At 63.1% G+C, this 14,823-nt stretch carries 15 protein-coding genes; all 15 read right to left on the reverse strand.

Annotation, left to right across the window (positions count from 1 at the left end):
• Positions 1-64: 64 nt before the first annotated feature.
• The 15 genes from RO069_RS04795 to accA all read right to left on the reverse strand — a co-directional run bounded on the left by RO069_RS04795 (position 65) and on the right by accA (position 14,805).
• Positions 65-637 carry a chalcone isomerase family protein gene (locus tag RO069_RS04795; protein ID WP_328185596.1) on the reverse strand — a complete coding sequence of 191 codons (573 nt, stop codon included), beginning with the start codon at positions 635-637 and terminating at the stop codon, positions 65-67.
• A 242-nt stretch (positions 638-879) separates the two neighbouring features.
• Positions 880-1,881: an RNA polymerase sigma factor RpoS gene (rpoS, locus tag RO069_RS04800; RefSeq protein ID WP_328185597.1), complete on the reverse strand. Its 1,002-nt coding sequence runs from the start codon at positions 1,879-1,881 to the stop codon at positions 880-882.
• A 303-nt stretch (positions 1,882-2,184) separates the two neighbouring features.
• Positions 2,185-2,955 carry a peptidoglycan DD-metalloendopeptidase family protein gene (locus tag RO069_RS04805; RefSeq protein WP_328185598.1) on the reverse strand — a complete coding sequence of 257 codons (771 nt, stop codon included), beginning with the start codon at positions 2,953-2,955 and terminating at the stop codon, positions 2,185-2,187.
• A gap of 333 nt (positions 2,956-3,288) precedes the next feature.
• Positions 3,289-4,194 (reverse strand): DUF368 domain-containing protein, encoded by a 906-nt coding sequence (locus tag RO069_RS04810; protein ID WP_442915336.1) that lies wholly within the window; start codon positions 4,192-4,194, stop codon positions 3,289-3,291.
• Positions 4,195-4,232: 38 nt separating this feature from the next.
• Positions 4,233-4,889, reverse strand: coding sequence for a protein-L-isoaspartate(D-aspartate) O-methyltransferase (locus RO069_RS04815; RefSeq protein WP_328185684.1), 657 nt, complete (start codon positions 4,887-4,889; stop codon positions 4,233-4,235).
• A complete protein-coding gene (surE, locus tag RO069_RS04820) occupies positions 4,886-5,635 on the reverse strand; it encodes a 5'/3'-nucleotidase SurE (protein ID WP_328185599.1) in 750 nt (249 codons plus the stop codon). The genes RO069_RS04815 and surE overlap by 4 nt, the downstream gene beginning before the upstream one ends.
• Before the next feature lie 151 nt (positions 5,636-5,786).
• Positions 5,787-6,845 (reverse strand): tRNA pseudouridine(13) synthase TruD, encoded by a 1,059-nt coding sequence (gene truD / locus RO069_RS04825; protein ID WP_328185600.1) that lies wholly within the window; start codon positions 6,843-6,845, stop codon positions 5,787-5,789.
• Entirely contained in the window at positions 6,842-7,321 is a 480-nt protein-coding gene (gene ispF, locus RO069_RS04830) for a 2-C-methyl-D-erythritol 2,4-cyclodiphosphate synthase (protein ID WP_328185601.1), read from the reverse strand. The genes truD and ispF overlap by 4 nt, the downstream gene beginning before the upstream one ends.
• A 28-nt stretch (positions 7,322-7,349) precedes the next feature.
• Positions 7,350-8,060 (reverse strand): 2-C-methyl-D-erythritol 4-phosphate cytidylyltransferase, encoded by a 711-nt coding sequence (gene ispD, locus RO069_RS04835; RefSeq protein WP_328185602.1) that lies wholly within the window; start codon positions 8,058-8,060, stop codon positions 7,350-7,352.
• 21 nt (positions 8,061-8,081) lie between these two features.
• Positions 8,082-8,354, reverse strand: coding sequence for a cell division protein FtsB (ftsB, locus tag RO069_RS04840; protein WP_328185603.1), 273 nt, complete (start codon positions 8,352-8,354; stop codon positions 8,082-8,084).
• A 195-nt stretch (positions 8,355-8,549) separates the two neighbouring features.
• Positions 8,550-9,845, reverse strand: coding sequence for a phosphopyruvate hydratase (gene eno / locus RO069_RS04845; RefSeq protein ID WP_328185604.1), 1,296 nt, complete (start codon positions 9,843-9,845; stop codon positions 8,550-8,552).
• Positions 9,846-9,918: 73 nt separating this feature from the next.
• The gene (gene kdsA, locus RO069_RS04850; protein ID WP_328185605.1) at positions 9,919-10,764 is read right to left on the reverse strand and encodes a 3-deoxy-8-phosphooctulonate synthase; all 846 of its coding nucleotides are present in this window, start codon (positions 10,762-10,764) and stop codon (positions 9,919-9,921) included.
• Positions 10,765-10,794: 30 nt separating this feature from the next.
• A complete protein-coding gene (locus RO069_RS04855; RefSeq protein WP_328185606.1) occupies positions 10,795-12,420 on the reverse strand; it encodes a CTP synthase in 1,626 nt (541 codons plus the stop codon).
• Positions 12,421-12,557: 137 nt separating this feature from the next.
• Entirely contained in the window at positions 12,558-13,868 is a 1,311-nt protein-coding gene (tilS, locus tag RO069_RS04860) for a tRNA lysidine(34) synthetase TilS (protein WP_328185608.1), read from the reverse strand.
• Positions 13,852-14,805, reverse strand: a complete 954-nt coding sequence (accA, locus tag RO069_RS04865; protein ID WP_328185609.1) for an acetyl-CoA carboxylase carboxyl transferase subunit alpha — start codon at positions 14,803-14,805, stop codon at positions 13,852-13,854. The genes tilS and accA overlap by 17 nt, the downstream gene beginning before the upstream one ends.
• Positions 14,806-14,823 lie beyond the last annotated feature (18 nt).

Consider the following 14,823-nt stretch of genomic DNA (forward strand, 5'->3'; position numbering starts at 1 on the left):
CCCCCCAAGTCTCAGGCTCCGGACCTGTATGGCTCCAGGGCGGCCAAAGCCGCCCTGGGATAGGTCACTCGCCCAGCATATCGTCCTTCAGACTGCCCTGGGCCGGCTCGTTACCCAACCAGATGCCGAACAGGGCTTCCTTGAAGGCACGGTCGCCGATGGTCTTGCCCACCTGACCGTTCTTGATCACTCGCACGCCTTCATCGGGAACATAAACCAGTTCAAAGGTGTCCCCTTCACTGATCTCGTCGGCGAAGACCGTCAGCAGTTCGTCCACCTCCTGCTGGATCGGGGCCATATTGCCGCCGGTGGAATTCTCGAACCCCTCCAGGGTCGCCTCGGTCATGTTGTCGCTGTTGATGCGACCGGAGATCACGTGCAGCACCATGGCCTGGGTTTCATCGGCCTCGAGAATGGCGGCTTCATCGGAGGTCTTCGATGGCAGGTACAGGGCCGCCACATACAGGTCGATAAAGAACTTGGAGCGGACACCGACGCCATTCAGCACAAGACCGGAACCGTCCACGGTCTTTGACTCCGCAACGTTGACTCCTTCCACTTCCACGGCGGCGGCACCGGAGGCGGCCAGAGCGCTCAGACACAATCCGCAGACAACGGCCATCAAGCGTGAAACCATAGTTAACTCCTGTTATTCGTTATTGGAAGGCTGACGGCCCGGGCACCCACGGCGACAAACCATGCCGTAAAGGGCTCCCGACCTCGAAAGCCGGGGGTATCCCACCTGTCGGGATAGCCGGTGTATGGTAACCGAGAATTCACCCATCCGGAGCCTGTCGGGCGTAATACCCATCACAAAAACATCACCATAAAAAAACCGGCCAGGATCATGGCCGGTTTCTCCGCTCTCAGGTACAGGGATTACTTGAACAGCAGGGTGCTGGACAAGCCCTCCTTCTCGAGGATTTCCCGCAGCCGGCGCAGGGCTTCCACCTGGATCTGCCGGACACGCTCGCGGGTCAGGCCGATCTCCCGGCCGACTTCCTCCAGTGTGCTGGTGGGATACCCCCGCAGGCCAAAGCGGCGTGACAGCACTTCCTGCTGCTTGTCGCTGAGCTGGTCGATCCAGTTCTCAAGACAGGTGCACAGGTTATTGTCCTGCAGCATGTCCGCCGGGTCATGGGCGCCTTCGTCCGCCACCGTATCCAGCAGCGATTTCTCGCCGCCGGTGCCAATGGGCGTGTCCATGGAGGCCACACGCTCATTGAGCCCCAGCATGCGCTCCACATCGCTCACTGGCTTGTCCACCATGTTGGCGATTTCTTCCGCGGAAGGCTCGTGGTCCAGTTTCTGGGTGAGTTCCCGGGCGGCGCGCAGGTAGAGGTTCAGCTCCTTCACCACATGGATCGGCAGACGGATGGTGCGTGTCTGGTTCATGATCGCCCGCTCGATGGTCTGGCGAATCCACCAGGTGGCGTAGGTGGAAAACCGGAAGCCGCGCTCCGGGTCAAACTTTTCGACGGCGCGAATCAGTCCCAGGTTACCTTCCTCAATCAGGTCCAGCAGGGTCAGCCCACGATTCACGTAACGCCGGGCAATCTTCACCACCAGGCGAAGGTTGCTCTCGATCATTCGCTTGCGCCCTGCTTCCTCGCCCTTGCGGGCCAGACGCGCGAAGTAGACTTCCTCTTCCGGCGTCAGCAATGGAGAAAAACCGATCTCGTTGAGATAGAGCTGGGTGGCATCCAGCTGCTTCTGGGAGCCGAAATATCGACCGTGGGGGGTAAAATCCGGCTCATCCGCGGGGGCGGATGCGGTGTCGGTGGTAACTTCCGCGACGACCTCCTGGGCCTCCGCTTCGTCTTCGGTGTCTTCTACATCAGCAACACGATCGATGATCATCTCTTCATGTTCTGCAGACATAACTCTAGCCCCGCCTTTCAAATGATCCTGTCGGCAAGTGCCCTACTCCGGAATGATGCATCCCCGGGTCCTGCCGGATGACTGCCCGCTGATTTTTCTTGTTGCGAGCCCCGTTTTTGTTGATTCCGCTTTTTCTTGGTTCAGGACATTGCTTGTATGAAACGAGTGACAGTTTCCTGTTCTTATTGGTGTTATGCGCCCATCAACGGACAGACTAGATAGTGTGTGTGACGTTCTGATGCCTCCCTGCCTTCCTTTGATCATTCTTCACGGATCCGGGGGTATTGACAACCGGAATCCGACCTAGCGTGTCGGAAGGTAAGGTAACGGGTCCACGGGGTTACCGTTTCGCCGTATTTCGAAGTGAAGCTTGTTGCCATCCGTGCCGGTACTTCCCAGTTCGGCGATGGTCTGGCCCTGCTTCACATTCTCCCCTTCCGCTACCAGAATGCGCCTGTTGTGGGCGTATGCACTCAGGTAGTGCTCGTTGTGGTTGATGATAATCAGATTACCGTACCCGAGCAGGCCGTTACCGGCGTACACCACACTTCCGTCGGCGGCCGCCCTGATCAGGTCTCCGGAATTGCCGGCAATATCAATGCCTTTGTTGACTTTCCCGGATGTGGAAAATTTTGCAATTACAGTGCCAACGTGGGGCCAGCGCCAGTTTATGTCAGAGACCGTCTGGCTCTGTTCCGACAGGTCCTCATTACGGTCCGGCTTGCGGGTAACCGTTGGAGCCGGCTCGGGTTTTGTCGACGGGGCCGGAGAAGAGGCAGGGGTTCCGGAGGACCGGCTGGGGCGGGAAGCGGTCCTGGGCGCATCGGCGGGAACCTTTCCCTCAAGATCCAGGCGGATGACCTGGCCAGGGTGGATGGTATAGGGGGGCGCTATGCCGTTGGCGTTACCCAGCTCCCGGTAATCGCGGCCATACCGCCAGGCAATGCTGTACAGGGTCTCCCCTTTTTCGACCACATGGCGCCCCCAGGTCACGGTGGGATTGTAGTCCCTGTCGCCATAGATGGCGGCGGTATTACACCCCACCAGGGTGGCCGATGACAGGGTCGCAAGCATCAGCAGAAGGAGGCAATGTCTCCATCCGGAGCAGGAGGGCGGGCCCATCCCCGGACCCGGCTGACGCTGACTGCGGCTATAATTCACGGATATATTGATGTCGTTTTTATCTCGAAATTATCTTTTCAGCTTAGCACGTTTTGGCGATTGATCCCCTAAACCACTAATTTCTTGCATCTTTTGTAAACATGTCCGGGTTACCGGGAATCACCAAGTGTTACCTGAGGAAACAAGTGACCCACCAAAAAGGTAACACCCTTCGCACCCATACCGTGACCCATGGCACAGCCCTGGAAAACTGATGTCGTTAAATACGGCAGTTCATCACGCAGCTTACGCCGCAGACGGTGCCTGTGATCTACGACCAGCAACCCATTCGCCTAACAGCACCAGGGCCAGGCCCACCAGGAGGGCCACAACCGCTACGGTAATCTGTGCCGGCTCGCCTGTCACCTCAGCATAACGCATCGGCGAGACGCTCATCTGCTCCAGGGGTACCTGATTCCCACTACTGTCGGTACGCCAGCTCACCACTTCCTGCCAGGGCCAGACCCGGTTCAGGGCGCCGACCATGAAACCGGTCAGTACCGCCAGCACCAGATCGTGGGCCTGGCGCAGGGCCAGGCCCAGCAACCGTGCAAAGCTCAACAGCCCCAGGACGCAGCCGGCCATGAACAGGCCAACCAGTGCCAGGTCCAGTTCACGGACCGCCGTCAGCACCGGGCCGTACATGCCCAGGATCAGGAGGATAAAACTGCCCGACAGCCCCGGCAGGATCATGGCGCAGATGGCCAGGGCGCCGGACAGGAAGAAGGCGGTCGCCCCCGGATGGACCTGCCCGGCGGAGAGGGTCGTCACCCACCAGGCAAACGCGGCCCCCGCCGCAATGGGGAGTAGCTGCCACCACCGGCGCTCCTTCATCTGTCCGAGCACATGCCAGACCGAGGCCACGATCAGCCCGAAGAAAAAGCTCCATAGGGCAATGGGATAGGTTTCCAGACCCCAGGTGATCAGGTTGGCAAGGGTGGCGATACTGGTGAGAATGCCGGCCAGCAGCGAGACCAGGAAAACGCCATCGATCTCATGCCAGAAGCGGCGCCAATGCCCCCGGACAAAGGAGTGCAGGAAGGCCGACGGCACGGCGCCAATAGCTCCCAGCAGTCGAAAGTAGATGCCGGTGATAAAGGCCACGGTGCCACCGGACACCCCCGGAACCACGTCCGCGGCCCCCATGGCCATGCCCCTGATGAAAATCCCTGCGGCCTGCCGGATTCCCTTCAACGAACCACCCCGCCCAGCAATGGTACAAACCGCACCGGTTCCATTTCCTCGGTATGGAATGTGTCGCCTTCCCGGGTGACCCTGACCAGCACCTGCTGTTCCTCGCCCACCGGCGACACCATGACGCCACCATCCGCGAGCTGGTCCAGCAACTCCTCCGGCAGCATCCGGGGCGCGGCGGTCACCATGATGCCGTCGTAGGGGCCCCGGTCGGGCCAGCCCATGGGACCATCCGCCAGTCGCAGCATCACATTGCGTTGCTTGAGCAGGTGCATCCGCTCCCGGGCCCGGTCCTGCAGTGCCTTGATCCGTTCCACGCTATACACTTCATCACACAGCCGGGCCAGGATGGCGGTCTGGTATCCGGAGCCGGTGCCCAGTTCCAGCACCTTCTTCGGGCTGGCGCTCATCAGCACCTCGGTCATACGGGCGACAATGTAGGGCTGGGACAGGGTTTGGTTATTGCCGATGGGCAGCGCCGTGTCCTCGTAGGCCCGGTGGGACAGGGCCTCATCCACGAAGATATGCCGGGGCACCTCCTCCATCGCCCCCAGGACCCGTTCATCGGCGATGCCGGCTTCCCGCAGCCGCTGGATCAGCCGCATCCGGGTGCGGCGGGAGGTCATTCCGATTCCGTCAATGGCTACCATCAGCGTCCGGCCTCCACCCAGTGCCTAAGGGATGACAACGCATCATGCCTGGTCATGTCGATATGGACCGGGGTGATGGACACATAGTTCTCACGGACGGCGTGAAAATCCGTGCCGGGCCCGGCGTCGGCCCCCTCACCGGCGGCACCAATCCAATAGCGGGCCTTGCCCCGGGGGCAGGTCATGGGCACGGCCCCTTCGGCCCGGCCACGGTGCCCCAGCCGGGTCACCCGGAAACCCGCGATAGCGTCCCAGGGGACATCCGGTACGTTCACATTGAGGATGCAGCGGCTGCCCAGGTCGGGCCAGTCGTCACGCTCCAGCAGCATGCGAACCACCCGGGCGGCAGTCTCGTAGTGGAAGTGCCCCTCATTGACCAGGGACACGGCAATGGCCGGCAGGCCCAGGTGACGGCCCTCGGTGGCGGCCGCCACGGTGCCGGAGTAGATGATGTCGTCGCCCAGGTTGGCATGGGTATTGATGCCGGAAACCACCCGGTCAAATGGTCTGTCGAACAGGCCGTTCACCGCCAGGTGTACGCAGTCGGTGGGGGTTCCATCCACCGAGCGGAAGCCGCCGGGATGCTGTTCCACGGTCAGTGGACGGTTGAGGGTCAGCGAGTTGCTGGCACCGCTGTGATCACGGTCCGGCGCCACTACCTCCAGTTCCGCCAGCCCTTCCAGGCCGGCATGGAGGGCCACCAGCCCCGGGGAGTGCACCCCATCATCGTTCGACAGCAAGATACGCACGATTTCCAGTCTCTCCGAGAATGTTCCAGTGATGCCCGGCTAGTGCGCCCCACGGCGTACTAGGCATCACGTCATTAGAATAAGCCGCGTCAGAATTCTAACGGATAAACGATGACATTTGTGTCATGGGAGGGCCATTCTGACAGATCGGTTACGAAAATTCCGCCGGTTCCTGCCCGCCGGACGACGCGATCAGGGTCACCAACGACGACAGCAGGGTGGTGGCGTATTGGCCGGGTGACAGGGTAAACGACAGGTCCAGGCAGGCGCCCTCCTCCACGTCGGACAGGGTCCAGTCCAGCCCGGATGGCCGGAGCACCAGCGCACGGCGTTCAGGGGCCATGCGGGTATCGGCGAACACCGCTTCCATCTGCGGGTGGCGGGCGACGACTTCCCGTTCCAGGGCTCCCTGAGCCCCCTGCGCCCCGGTGCCGCCATCCCCCCATAGCGGACCGGTGGGGACAGGATCCGGCTCACCGTCCAGCAGGTCTCGCCAGCTGCCCTGTTCCACACGCTCCGACAGCACCTCGTTGAACAGCCAGGAACGGGCGGCGGAGAAATACAGCCCTTCGCGGTTGCCGGACGCCTTGCGACCACGGCGCCGTCGACGGGCCGGCTTTTCGGCTAACGCCACCGCCCGCTCCAGGTTGCCACCCTCATGACCGAAGCGCTGCAACCCGACATAGTTGGGGCAACCCTCCCGGGCCAGGGTATCGAGCCGTTGCGAAAGTTCCCCCGGGTCTCCGGTGACCTCCCGCAGGCGGATCCGGAAGTGATTGGCCTGATGCTCACCCCGCCGCAGCTTGCGGTCCCGGCGGGCGACCGCCAACACTGGCCACTGCTGCTGCAGTGCCCGGATGAAGTCCGCATCCCCGCTTTCCAGACCGGGCCGTTGCACACTGAACCACTGGCGGGTGACTGCGTGGCGGTCCTTGAGGCCACTGTAGCCGATACCGCGATCGCCACATCCGGCCAGTTCTCCCAGCCGGTACGCCACCCAGGGGGTGTTGTCGCCGGTCTTTTCCAGGTACAGCAGCAGGTGCTCCCCCCGCCCCGGCACCTCAATGTCGCACTGTCCGTCCAGTTCCTGGACTGGTCCGCCCACCTCCAGCTTCTCGGTCACCCGGAAATCCTCCGGGCAGACTTTCAGCCGGGCGGTTCCCGACGGTGTGCCTTCCGGCCAGGGCCAGTCCAGCCGCCAGCGACTCATGAGTGGTCGTCGTCCAGGAGGCAGACCGCCTGGCAGGCGATGCCTTCCCCACGGCCGGTGAAGCCCAGCTTTTCCGTGGTGGTGGCCTTGACGCTGACACGGTCCATGGCCACCCCCAGGTCCTCGGCGATATGCTGGCGCATGGCGTCCACATGGGGGGCCATCTTCGGGGCCTGGGCGATGATGGTGCTGTCCACGTTGATCACCCGCAGTCCCCGGTCCGCCACCTGGCGACGCACTTCCCGCAGCAACACGCGACTGTCGGCACCGGCCCATTCGGCACTGGTATCCGGGAACAGGTGACCAATGTCGCCCAGGGCCGCCGCCCCAAGCAGGGCATCCGCGATGGCGTGGAGCAGTACATCACCGTCGGAATGGGCCTTGAGCCCCTTCTCGTAAGGGATGGGAACACCACCAATGATGACTTGTGAGCCTTCGCAGAACCCGTGGACATCGAAGCCCTGACCTATCCTCATGACACCTGCCTGTACCTGAAAAAGGGAGTTACCCGGCGTCCTGGCGGGCGAGTATGAACTCCGCCAGCGCCAGGTCCTCCGGAACGGTAATCTTGATATTGTCGGTGCGCCCGCTAACCACCCGCGGCTGCCAGCCGGCCAATTCCATCGCGGAGGCCTCGTCGGTGATGGCTCCGGGATGTTCACGGACGCCGGTCTCCAGCGCCGGCAGCAAGTCACCATAGCGGAACATCTGCGGGGTGAAGGCCCGCCACAGGCGGCGCCGGTCCACGGTGGCCCGGATGCGGTCAGCGCCCGTTTCCACCTGCTTGATGGTATCGGACACCGGCGACGCCAGCAGACCGCCAACCGCATCGCCGGCCAGCTCCGTCCTCAGTCGGGCCAGGTCCTCGGGGTGAATGCATGGACGGGCCACATCATGGACCAGCACCCAGTCACGGTCACCTGCCCGGCCGGAAAGGTGATGCAATGCGCCGATTACCGAGTCGACCCGTTCGTCACCGCCGGCACAGGTTTCAATGCGACGGTCCGAGGCACTCCCACTGAGGGCCCACCACTGATCCTCCCCGTGGAGTGGCACCACACACCCCGCCCAGGGGCCGGCTTCCAGCAAACGGGACAGGGTGACGTCCAGCACGAACCGGCCGGAGAGCTTCAGGTATTGCTTGGGAACGGAGGACTGCATGCGCTGGCCGATACCGGCGGCGGGCACCACAAGCCAGAAACGGTGGGTATTCATAGACAACGGGAAGCTCTGGATTCAGGGCTCGACAACCAGGAAGAAGGTTTCATCATTGCGGATCAGTCCCAGGTCCTTGCGGGCCCGTTCCTCGACGGCGCCCTGGCCGGAGCCCAGGTTGCGAACCTCGGCGTAGAGGCGTTCGTTACGGGCGGCGAGCCTGGCGTTTTCCTGACGCTGCTCGGCAATGGTTTCGCTCAGACCCCAGACCTGGGCATAACTGCCTTCCCCCACCCACAGGCGCACCTGCAGCAGGACAATCAGTATGACCATGATGGACCAGAGCACCTTCATCGCATAATTCCGTTATTCAACGCCAATTTCAGCGTGACATCGGGCTTTCATGCGGGGAAGGCAATATGGGCCTTCCGCCGATACTTCCCTGCCCTGAGTCACAAAACCGCCGGCTGAGCGAACAACCGGCGGCAGCAAGAGTCTAGCCTAATTAATGCCGCTATGCACTAACCGGGGCTTCTGGCGGTTGATCGCCTAGCCCTGGCCCTTGATCTCGGACAGGCCGCGGTATGGTGCCTTGCCATCCAGCGCCTCCTCGATGCGGAGCAGTTGGTTGTACTTGGCAACCCGGTCGGAACGGCACAGGGAGCCAGTCTTGATCTGGCCGGCGCAGGTGGCCACCGCCAGGTCGGCGATGGTGGTGTCCTCGGTTTCACCGGAACGGTGGGAGATCACTGCCGTATAACCGGCGTCCTGGGCCATCTTGATGGCATCCAGGGTCTCGGACAGGCTGCCGATCTGGTTGAACTTGATCAGGATGGAGTTGCCAACGCCCTTCTCGATGCCTTCCTTCAGGATGCGGGTGTTGGTCACGAACAGGTCGTCGCCCACCAGCTGCACCTTGCTGCCCAGCTTGTCGGTGAGCACCTTCCAGCCATCCCAGTCGCTCTCGTCCATGCCGTCTTCAATGGAGACGATGGGGAAACGCTCGCACAGCCCCGCCAGGTAATCCGCGAAACCGGCGGAGTCGAAGCTCTTGCCTTCGCCGGAGAGCTGGTACTGCCCGTCCCGATAGAACTCGGAGGAGGCGCAGTCCAGGGCCAGGGTCACGTCGGTGCCCAGTTTGTAACCGGCGGCCTCGACGGCTTCCTGGATGGCGGCGAGGGCTGCCTCGTTGGACGGCAGGTTGGGGGCGAAACCGCCTTCGTCACCAACGGCGGTGTTCAGGCCCTGGTTCTTCAGCACCTTCTTAAGGCTATGGAAAATCTCGGCGCCCACGCGCAGGGCTTCGGCAAAGCTCCTGGCGGCAACCGGCTGCACCATGAATTCCTGGATATCCACGTTGTTGTCGGCATGCTCACCGCCATTGAGGATATTCATCATCGGTACCGGCATGGAGTACTGGCCGGCGGTGCCGTTGACGTCGGCAATGTGCTCGTACAGAGGCTTGCCCAGGGACGTTGCCGCCGCCTTGGCCGCCGCCAGGGACACCGCCAGGATGGCGTTGGCGCCCAGGTTGGCCTTGTTGTCGGTGCCGTCCAGGTCGATCATGATCTGGTCCAGCGCCCGCTGATCCGACGCGTCCTTGCCGACCAGGGCCTTACGGATATCACCTTTTACGGCGGCGACCGCCTTGGTGACCCCCTTACCCAGGTAACGACCCTTATCCTGATCGCGGAGTTCCAGCGCTTCCCGGGAGCCGGTGGAGGCCCCTGACGGTGCACAGGCCCGGCCGAGGGTTCCATCCTCAAGGATCACGTCGGCTTCCACCGTCGGGTTGCCGCGGGAATCCAGGACCTCCCGGCCCTTGATATCAGCGATTTTGGTCATGCTTTTCACTCTCCGGATAATGTTCAGATCAACGTATCAAAATCGACAATCATGGCCTTGCCCGCAGGCAACCTCAGGCCGTATCGAGGGGTTCAAAACCTTTTACCAGCTCGTCCATGGCCTTCACCCGCTTCAGGAACGGCTCCAGCTGGCTCAGCCGCAGGGCACAGGGGCCGTCGCACAGGGCCTTGTCCGGGTCCGGGTGCGCTTCCAGGAACAGTCCGGCCAGGCCCTGGGACATACCGGCCATGGCCAGGTCCATCACCTGGGCGCGGCGTCCGCCGGCGGAGTCCGCCCGGCCACCGGGCATCTGCAGGGCGTGGGTGACATCGAAGAATACCGGCACACCCAGCTCCTTCATCTGCCCGAAGCCCAGCATGTCCACCACCAGGTTGTTGTAACCGAAGCTGGTGCCCCGCTCGCAGAGGATGACCCGGTCGTTGCCGGCCTCCCCGCACTTGTTGATGATGTGGGCCATCTCACGGGGCGCGAGGAACTGGCCCTTCTTGATATTGATCACCGCGCCGGTCTTCGCCATGGCCACCACCAGGTCGGTCTGGCGACTGAGGAAGGCCGGTAGCTGGATGATGTCACACACCTCGGCAGCTGGCTCGGCCTGCCAGGGCTCATGGACATCGGAAATCACGGGAACCTGGTACTTCGCCTTGATGTCCGCCAGCCATTGCAGGCCCTTTTCGAGCCCGGGGCCACGGAAGGAATTAATGGAGGACCGGTTGGCCTTGTCGAAGGAGGCCTTGAAGACGTAGGGAATACCGAGGCGACGGGTAATGTCCACGTAGGCCTCCGCCACCTCGAAGGCCAGCTCCCGGGACTCCAGCACATTCATGCCGCCGAACAGTACGAACGGCTGGTCATTGGCGATGGTGAGATCGGCGACCGAGACGGTGTTCTGTGCCATGGCTGTGTGTCCTTGCGTGGGTCCGGGCCGTTATCGTCCGGCGTTCTTGAGAGCCGCTTCCACGAATCCGGTGAACAGCGGGTGTCCGTCACGGGGGGTGGAGGTGAACTCCGGATGGAACTGGCAGGCCACGAACCAGGGATGGTCCGGCACTTCCACCACTTCCACCAGTTTGCCGTCGGTGGACCGGCCCGAAACCCGAAGGCCGGCCTGCTCCAGCTGCGGCACGAAATGGTTGTTGACCTCGTAGCGATGCCGGTGGCGCTCGCGGATGATCTTCCTGCCGTAGCACTGGCCGATGGTGGAGTCCTCGGTAACCACGCAGTCCTGGGCGCCCAGGCGCATGGTGCCGCCAATGTCGGATTCCTCGGTACGCTCCTCGCGGTTGCCACTGGCATCCAGCCATTCGGTGATCAGCCCCACCACCGGCGCCGGGGAATTCTCCCGGAACTCGCTGGAATGGGCCCCTTCCAGACCGGCCACGTTACGGGCGTATTCGATCACCGCCACCTGCATACCCAGGCAGATACCCAGGTAGGGCACCTTGTTCTCGCGGGCGTACTTCACGGTGGTAATCTTGCCTTCCACACCACGCTCGCCGAATCCGCCCGGTACCAGGATCGCGTCCACCTTCTCCAGGACCCCGGTACCGTTGCGCTCGATATCCTCGGAGTCGATGTACTCGATATTGACCTTGGTGCGGGTCTTGATACCGGCATGGAGCAGCGATTCGATCAGCGACTTGTAGGCGTCCAGCAGCTCCATGTACTTGCCCACCATGGCAATGGTGACTTCCTGCTGCGGGTTGGTCAGGGCGTCCACCACCGCATCCCACTCGCTCAGGTCCACTTCACCGGCCTTGAGGTTGAAGCGCTCGATGATCAGCTGGTCCAGGCCGAAACCATGGAGCATGCGGGGAATGGAGTAGATGGAACGGGCGTCCTCCAGCGGAATAACCGCCCGCTCCTCCACGTTGGTGAACAGGGCGATCTTGCGGCGGGAGCCGGCATCCACCTCATGCTCGGACCGGCACAGCAGGATATCCGGCTGCAGGCCGATGGAGCGCATTTCCTTCACGGAGTGCTGGGTGGGCTTGGTCTTGATCTCGCCGGCGGTGGCGATATAAGGCACCAGGGTCAGGTGCATGAACAGCGCCCGCTGGGGGCCCACTTCCACCTTGAGCTGGCGGCAGGCTTCCAGGAACGGCAGCGACTCGATGTCACCCACGGTGCCGCCGATTTCCACCAGGGCCACATCCACCCCGGCGGCGCCCTCCACCACACGACGCTTGATCTCGTCGGTAATGTGCGGGATTACCTGTACGGTACCACCCAGGTAATCACCCCGGCGCTCCTTGCGAATGACTTCCTCGTAGACCCGGCCAGTGGTGAAGTTGTTGCGGCGGGTCATGGGCGTGCGGATAAACCGCTCGTAGTGGCCAAGGTCCAGGTCGGTTTCTGCACCGTCTTCGGTCACGAAGACCTCACCGTGCTGGAACGGGCTCATGGTGCCCGGGTCCACATTGATATAGGGGTCCAGCTTGAGAATGGTGACCTTCAGGCCCCGTGCTTCCAGGATGGCCGCCAGGGAGGCAGACGCGATCCCTTTCCCCAATGAGGACACAACACCGCCGGTGACGAAAATATAACGCGTCATGCAGATTCCGTGATTGTCAGGTTCAGTAAAGGAGGGAGATTGTCATCTCAAGATGGGACGCCAGATTACCAGAAAGCCCCCCGGCGCTCAATCCGAACCCGCCGTAAAAGTTGCTCCTGACAGCCCGGGCCATGCCGCTACTCCCGCCGTATCTCCAGCCACCCGCCATCCCCGGGGTACGGGCCCGCCAGTCCGGGCTCGCACCACAGGTCCGCGACGGCCACCAACTCGTCGTTTCCCCGGAACACCAGTGGCAGCCGGTCCCGCTCCCAGGGGGGAACCTGCTGCTCCTGGAGCCATTTCTTCAGCGACCGGGTCGGCCCGCCGGGCCTTGGCCTGAAGTGCTCACCGCCCCGGCGGTGGCGGAGGTGCAGTTCCGGCACCTCCCCACTGCCCCCTGCCGGGTGCAGGCAGAGCCGGAACTCCCCGTCCTGTACGGTCCGGCCCGCCGCCAGTGGCTGCTCTGCCGCCAGCGGCGCCGGTGTCCGGGACACCCGGTAAATATGGCCCTGAAACCGCCTCAGGGCAAATTCACCAGCCAGGATCTCCGGTCGGGCATCGTCCGCGGCTTCCGCAAGGTCATGGACCTCATCGTCACCCAGGGACCGGTCCAGGTCCTCTCCCAGCCACCATTGCAACAGGTTGCGCCGGGCCACCATGGGCAGGGCGCGAACCCCCGGCAGGTCAAGGCGACCTGGCCCCGCCTGCAACTGATGGAAGTGGGTTTCCGCCAGCATGGCCGCCAGTCCGGCGGATTCCCCGCAGGCACGGGCGGTGGCCAGCAGCCGGCGATCCAGATGGGGCCAGCGTTGCCGGAGGTCCGGCAACACCCGCTGGCGCAGGAAGTTGCGATCGACCCCCTCATCGGTATTGGTGGGGTCCTCCACCCAGGACCACCCTGCCAGCTGCGCCTGCTGCCGGAGCCGGGACCGGGGCACCTGCAACCAGGGCCGGACCAGCGTCCCCTGACCAAGCGCCCGCGCCACCGGCATACCGGCCAGCCCGCGCACACCGGTGCCCCGCAGGAACCGGAACAGCAGGGTTTCCACCTGGTCGTCGGCATGGTGGGCCATCAGCAGCACATCACCGGCGCCCAGCCGTTCGGAGAACATCCGGTAGCGAGCCTCTCGCGCGGCGGTTTCGACACTGCCCCCGCCCGCTTCCACATCGACAGGAACCACCTCCAGGGGTACAGCCAGCTGCTCACAAGTCCGCTGACACAGGGCCTCGAAGGCAACCGCGTCCGGCTGTAGCTGGTGATTGACGTGGATGGCGGAAAAGCCGGCAGGATGGTGCTCGAACACCCGGTGGGCCAGGTGGAGCAGGACCACGGAGTCCAGGCCGCCGGACAGGGCGACCCGGACGTGGCCGGTGACGGCGAGCGCCTCCAGGGGCGCCAGCAACTCCGGGAGGGAAGTGTCGGAGGGCGGGTTACCGCCCCGTGTCATAGCGGGTCAGGCGCTCGTAGCGCCGGGCCACCAGCTCGTCCTGGCTGAGGTTGCCCATTTCGTGCAGCCCCTTGAGCAGTTCTTCCTTGAGGTTGTCGGCCATTTCCTGGGGATTGCGGTGGGCGCCACCCAGGGGCTCCCTGATCACGGTATCCGCCACACCCAGTTCCTTCAGACGACTGGCGGTCACCCCCATGGCTTCGGCGGCCTGGGAAGCGTGGTCCGCACTCTTCCAGAGGATGGAGGCACAGCCCTCGGGAGAGATAACCGCGTAGGTGGAGTACTGCAGCATATACAGGTGATCGCAGACACCGATGGCCAGCGCACCACCGGAGCCGCCCTCGCCCACCACGGTGGACAGGATCGGGGTCTTCAGCCGGGACATCACCGCAAGGTTACGGGCGATGGCTTCGCTCTGGCCCCGCTCCTCGGCGCCAATCCCCGGATAGGCACCCGGCGTGTCGATAAAGGTCAGCACCGGCATGCGGAAACGCTCGGCCATTTCCATCAGGCGCAGGGCCTTGCGGTAGCCTTCTGGTCGGGGCATACCAAAATTGCGGCGCACCTTGTCACGCACTTCACGGCCCTTCTGGTGGCCGATCACCATCACCGGCTTGCCATCCAGCCGGGCGGTACCGCCCACAATGGCCTGGTCATCGGCATAGGCCCGGTCGCCGTGCAGCTCATCGAAGTCCTCGAACACCATGTCAACGTAGTCGAGGGTGTAGGGACGACGGGGATGTCGGGCCAGGCGGGCGACGTCCCAGGCTTTCAGGTCGGAGAAAATGCTCTCGGTGAGGCTGATGCTCTTGTTCCGGAGCCGGCTGATCTCGTCGGTAATGTTGATTTCTGTGTCGTTGCCAACCAGTCGCAATTCTTCGATCTTGGCTTCCAGGTCGGCGATGGGCTGTTCGAAGTCCAGGTAGTTAGGGTTCATGGTGTTCCATCAACTTGT

Source organism: Marinobacter sp. OP 3.4, assembly GCF_036224885.1.
Lineage (GTDB): Bacteria > Pseudomonadota > Gammaproteobacteria > Pseudomonadales > Oleiphilaceae > Marinobacter.